The sequence below is a fragment of the Deltaproteobacteria bacterium genome (assembly GCA_016218975.1).
Classification (GTDB): Bacteria; Desulfobacterota; Deferrimicrobia; order Deferrimicrobiales; family Deferrimicrobiaceae; genus JAENIX01.
Genome location: JACRCO010000016.1, coordinates 1 through 4077 on the forward strand (window position 1 = coordinate 1; position 4077 = coordinate 4077).

General features: G+C 65.1%; 5 protein-coding genes. 2 read left to right on the forward strand and 3 right to left on the reverse strand.

Annotation, left to right across the window (positions count from 1 at the left end):
• The coding region (locus tag HY896_02345) for a hypothetical protein (protein ID MBI5575186.1) at window positions 1–159 on the forward strand (159 nt) is incomplete at its 5' end.
• On the forward strand, window positions 156–959 hold the full coding sequence (locus tag HY896_02350; protein MBI5575187.1) for a class I SAM-dependent methyltransferase: 804 nt from the start codon (window positions 156–158) through the stop codon (window positions 957–959). The genes HY896_02345 and HY896_02350, both read left to right, overlap by 4 nt.
• Here HY896_02350 and rsmA read toward each other — a convergent pair.
• From rsmA to HY896_02365, 3 genes are all read right to left on the reverse strand, one after another.
• Window positions 892–1743 (reverse strand): ribosomal RNA small subunit methyltransferase A, encoded by an 852-nt coding sequence (gene rsmA, locus HY896_02355; GenBank protein ID MBI5575188.1) that lies wholly within the window; start codon window positions 1741–1743, stop codon window positions 892–894. The genes HY896_02350 and rsmA overlap by 68 nt on opposite strands.
• Window positions 1744–1755: 12 nt before the next feature.
• The gene (tsaD, locus tag HY896_02360; GenBank protein ID MBI5575189.1) at window positions 1756–2754 is read right to left on the reverse strand and encodes a tRNA (adenosine(37)-N6)-threonylcarbamoyltransferase complex transferase subunit TsaD; all 999 of its coding nucleotides are present in this window, start codon (window positions 2752–2754) and stop codon (window positions 1756–1758) included.
• 404 nt (window positions 2755–3158) lie between these two features.
• Window positions 3159–4077 (reverse strand): PhoH family protein (locus HY896_02365; protein ID MBI5575190.1); only part of this gene is annotated, 919 nt, incomplete at its 5' end.

Here is a 4077-nt window from a genome sequence, read left to right on the forward strand (position 1 = left end):
CCGTCGGTCCTTTTCGTGCTCAAGGAGATTCTGGAACGTCCTTCCGGGAGCGATAGCGAGACGGTCTGTGCAATGGCCTTCGGGCCCGGCCTGACCGCGGAGCTGGCGCTGCTGGAGGCTGTCCGTGCGGGAGCCGGCCGATTCGCCGTCACGGGATGAATGATCTGCCCGACCTGGAATTCCGGGACCGGCTCCTCTTCCCGGAAAGCAGGAAATCGTACAACGAGTTGCATTTCGGCGTAGCGGCCTCCCGCTACGACCTCGCAACCCGCGCCATCTCCCTTGGCCGCGACGCGGCGTGGAAAAGACGCCTCGTGAATGCCTTGCCGGCGGCGGCCGCACCCTCCTGCGCGGACCTTGCGTGCGGGACCGGCGACGTGGCCTTCCTGCTTTCCGAAAGATACCCGGGCGGGACAATTGTAGGGCTCGACCTGTCGGAGCCCATGCTCGCTGAGGCCGTGAAACGCAACTCGCGCGGAAACGTGCGATTCGTGAAAGGGGACATGTGCGCCACGGGATTCCCCGGCGGCAGCTTCGACATCGTGACGGGGAGTTACGCCCTGCGGAACGCGCCGGACCTCGGGCGGGCGCTCGAGGAAACCCGGCGGATACTCAAGCCCGAAGGTGTGGCGGCATTCCTGGATTTCTCGAAACCCGCGAATCCGCTTCTCCAGCGGCTCCAGCGCCGTCTCCTGTGGAACTGGTGCGGACTCTGGGGCTTCCTGCTGCACCGCACCCGGTACGTCCACGGCTATATCGCCGAGAGCCTCGCCACCTTTCCGGACCGGGAGGAATTGCGCAGACTCATCGCCGAGCGCGGTTTCGAGCCGGTCTTCTCGCGGCGCTTCTTTCTCGGCATGCTGGAGCTCGTCGTTCTCCGCAACCGGCCGGTTATTTCCCGGCTGGACCCGCCGTCTCATGAAAACCCGCCGCCAGCTGCAGATACCGCTCGGGAGTAATCGTTTCGGCCCGGACGGACGGATCGATTCCGGCTCCCGTCAGAAGGTCGCACCATTGCTGTGTTCCCCCGGCAAGGAATGGGACCGGGGCGTTCCGCAGCGTCTTGCGTCGTTGGGCGAATGCGGCACGGACGACCTTCTGAAGAGCACGGACGATTTCGTCGGAAATTCCGGGCCGGAACCGGACCGATATCACCGCCGAATCGACATCGGGAGACGGCGTGAAGCATGTGCGCCGGACCGTGAACTCTTCCCGTGTTTCGGCAAGAGCGGAGAGATACACGGAAAGGACGCCGTACTCCTTCCCCCCTTGCGGCGCGCAGATCCTGTCGACCACCTCTTTCTGCAGCATGAGGATAGCCCGGGGCAGCAGCTCCCTGAGTTCCAGCAGGCGGATGAGAATCGGTGAGGAAATGGAATAGGGAAGGTTTCCCAACACGGTTCCTCCCGCCGGGAACCACCGTGAGAAATTCCCATCCGGCAAGGCAAGAAAATCCGCCTCCACGATTTTAACGGAAGCGCCCTCGAACCTTTCGCGCAGGTACGCCGCAAGCCCGCGGTCCACCTCGACCGCCACCGTTTCCCGCTTTTGCTCCGCGAGCAGGCCGGTGAGTGCGCCCAGCCCCGGGCCGATTTCCAGGAAAGGAGGTCCCATCTCGACTGCGAGCGAAACGATCTTTCGGGCGATGTTCCGGTCATGAAGGAAGGTTTGCCCGAGCCCCTTGCGAGGCGCGAGCCCGAGCATGGCCAGGAGACGGCCGGGATGCGCGGCGTCACGTTTCATGAACGGGATGCTTCAGCGGGCAAACCGGGACGCGGCATAGGCGTTGAGATCCGGTCCGGATGCCCGGCCGCCGGACAGGCGGCGCTCCCCGAGGAACGCGACCATGGCGGCATTGTCCGTGCACAGCGCTTTGGATGGGAGATGGATCTCCACCCCCGCGCGGGCTCCCTCCTCTTCAGCCATCGCCCTCAACCGGGAATTCGCTGAAACCCCGCCGGCGAAGACCACCCGCGGAATGCCCTCTTTCTTCGCGGCCGTCATCGCCTTCCCCACAAGCACCTCGACGATCGCTTCCTGGAACGATGCGGCGACGTCCTCCCGCCGGGCGGACTGTCCTTCCCTGGATGCGAGGAACACCCGCAGGGCGGTCTTGAGGCCCGAAAAGGAGAAATCGGCCGAATCGCGGGAAAGCCACGCTCTCGGGAAGGCGAACCGCGCCGGATCGCCCTCCCGCGCAAGCCGGTCCATCGCCACACCGCCGGGATAGCCGAGTCCCAATTGCTTCGCCGCCTTGTCGAACGCCTCCCCTGCCGCGTCGTCGCGCGTCCCGCCAAGGAAGGCGACGGAGTCGAACCCTTCGACCCTGAAGAGCGAGGTGTGACCGCCCGAAACAAGGAGCGCGATGAAAGGAAATTCTACGCGGCGTTCAAGGCAAATGGCGAAGAGATGAGCCTCGAGATGATCCACGCCGACGATCGGCTTTTCCCACGAGTATGCGAGTGTTTTCGCGAAGCACAGGCCCACGAGCAGCGACCCGATGAGGCCGGGACCCGCCGTCGCCGCGACGCCGCCGATATCCTTCCGGCCCTTCCCGGCCTCGGCGAGCGCCGCCTCCACCACCGGGACGATCGACCGGATATGCTCACGCGACGCCAGCTCCGGGACCACGCCGCCGTAAACCTCGTGCACGGAAATCTGCGAAGACACAACGTTCGACAGCAGCCCGGCCTCCGAGTCGTAGACCGCCGCCGCGGTGTCGTCGCACGAACTCTCGATCCCCAGCACGCGCATCCCCTCACCTTACCACGTGCGCGGAAGTAGTCCAAAATGCGGCCGCCCGGCGAATAACGATAGCATGCGGGCTCGGCACGCCTCGCGGGGCTGCCCCTTTCGGGGGACGCCTTGCCCTGCCGTCCATGGCAGGGCTGCGGCTCGTGAGCTCCTCGCTCCGCCATCCATGGCTACCGCTTCGTCGCTCAACGCCCCCGAAGGGGCACCCCGCCTCGGCGGCTCGCCCGCGCAGTGGACGGACGGCCGCTCCTACGCATCCATGCGCCCGCGGCAGGCTGCCGTCCATGGCAGCGACGAGCCGTAGCCGCGGGGAGAGCATCCAACTCCGGCAGGGACCCGTCCTCCCGGGGCGCTAACAATACGTTGCCGTAACGATGGAGCGATTCCCTAAAGCGGTCTGTGGTCTACAGGATGTTCGCGGCGAGTTCGGCGAGGGGGGAGCGTTCGCCCTTGACCAGCATGACGTGCCCCGCGAGCATCTCCCCCTTGAACTTCTCTACGGTGCAGGAGAGCCCGTTGCTCGCGGAGTCCACGAAGGGGTTGTCTATCTGGTACGGGTCGCCCGTCAGGACGACCTTGCTGTTCTCCCCGGCGCGGGTGAGGATCGTCTTCACCTCGTGCGGGGTCAGGTTCTGAGCCTCGTCGATTATGATGTACTGGTTGGGTATCGACCGCCCGCGTATGTAGGTCAGCGGCTCGATTTCCAGGATGCCCAGGTTAATGAGCTCCTGGTATCCGCGCATCCCCTGGCGCTTCCGGCGGCTGAACCCGAAGAGATATTCCACGTTGTCGAAGATGGGCTGCATCCAGGGCTTCAGTTTCTCCTCCACGTCGCCCGGCAGAAACCCGATGTCCTTCCCCATCGGGAAGACCGGGCGGGAGACCAGCAGCCGCTGGTACACCTCGTCGTCGGAGGTCTTGCGAAGCCCCGCGGCGATCGCGAGCAGGGTTTTCCCCGTCCCCGCCTTTCCGGCAAGGGTTACGAGTTTCACCGTATCGTCAAGCAGGATGTCGAGAGCGAAGTGCTGCTCCTTGTTGCGCGGCCGTACGCCCCACACGTCTTCCTTGAAGGGCGGAAGATGGCGAACCGCCTTCCGCGAAGAATCGTACCGCCCCAACGCGGATGCGTTCGATCCCGCGCTCCGAAGCATCAGGTACTCGTTGGGGAAGAGCTCCTCCACTCCCTCGGGCGGCGCGCTCTCCGCCCCGGCATAGAAAGCGTCGATCCAGGACTTCCCGACTTCAACCTCCCGGAACCCGCGGTAGAGCTCCTCGATCTCCACACGGCCGCTCTCGTAATCCTCCGCGCGCAGTCCCAGGGAA